This window comes from Mycobacterium kyorinense (assembly GCF_001672775.1).
GTDB lineage: Bacteria > Actinomycetota > Actinomycetes > Mycobacteriales > Mycobacteriaceae > Mycobacterium > Mycobacterium kyorinense_A.
Genome location: NZ_LZKJ01000191.1, coordinates 1 through 759 on the forward strand (window position 1 = coordinate 1; position 759 = coordinate 759).

Genomic DNA, 759 nt, shown 5'->3' on the forward strand with positions numbered 1-759 from the left:
CCAGCATGTTCACGAACATGTCGTGAATTGCCGCGGCTTGGACGCTGGCCGCCTGATACATCCGGGCATGCGTGGCGAACTGTGCCGCCGTCAGCGCCGAAATCTCATCGGCTGCCGGCGGCACTATTCCCGTCGTCGGGCCCGCCGCAGCCGCATTCTGCGCCGCCACTGACGCGCCGATAGCCACCAAATTGCGAGCCGCAGCGGATAGCACCTCCGGCTGGGTTTCTACGAACGCCACGCATGCCCGGATGTATCAGGCGGCCAGCGTCCAAGCCGCGGCAATTCACGACATGTTCGTGAACATGCTGGGCACCAGCGCCGGTTCGTACGCGGCCACGGAAGCCGCCAACGCCGCCGCGACCAGCTAGAGGAGACGTAGTGCTGGATTTCGGGGCGTTACCGCCAGAGGTCAACTCCGCTCGCATGTATGCCGGACCGGGGTCGGCGGCGATGATGTCCGCGGCGTCGTCCTGGCGGTGGCTGGCCGCCGAGTTGGAGTCCGCCGCAATCGATTACGACAGGGTGATCACGCAGCTGACCAGTGAGTGGCGCGGCCCGGCGTCGGCGCAGATGGCCGACGCCGCCGCGCCCTATATCGCGTGGATGAGCAGCAGCGCCGCCCAGGCCGACCAGGCCGCTACCCAGGCCGGGGCCGCGGCCGCCGCCTACGAGGCTGCGTTCGCCGCGACCGTGCCCCCGCCGCTGATCGAGGCTAACCGCCTCCAGCTGGCGCAGGCGGTGTCGACCAACGTTCTC

At 68.6% G+C, this 759-nt stretch carries 3 protein-coding genes; 2 read left to right on the forward strand and 1 reads right to left on the reverse strand.

The genetic code is table 11. The features are described from left to right. Window positions 1–241: PE family protein (locus tag A5707_RS24660; protein WP_065016185.1), on the reverse strand; the 241-nt coding region annotated here is incomplete at its 3' end. On the opposite strand from A5707_RS24660, the gene A5707_RS23540 reads away from it, so the two are divergent. Beyond that, window positions 126–371: a PE family protein gene (locus A5707_RS23540; RefSeq protein ID WP_232000793.1), complete on the forward strand. Its 246-nt coding sequence runs from the start codon at window positions 126–128 to the stop codon at window positions 369–371. The two genes, A5707_RS24660 and A5707_RS23540, sit on opposite strands and share 116 nt — an antisense overlap. Before the next feature lie 13 nt (window positions 372–384). Beyond that, on the forward strand, window positions 385–759 hold a 375-nt coding region (locus A5707_RS20070; protein WP_156658190.1), incomplete at its 3' end, for a PPE family protein.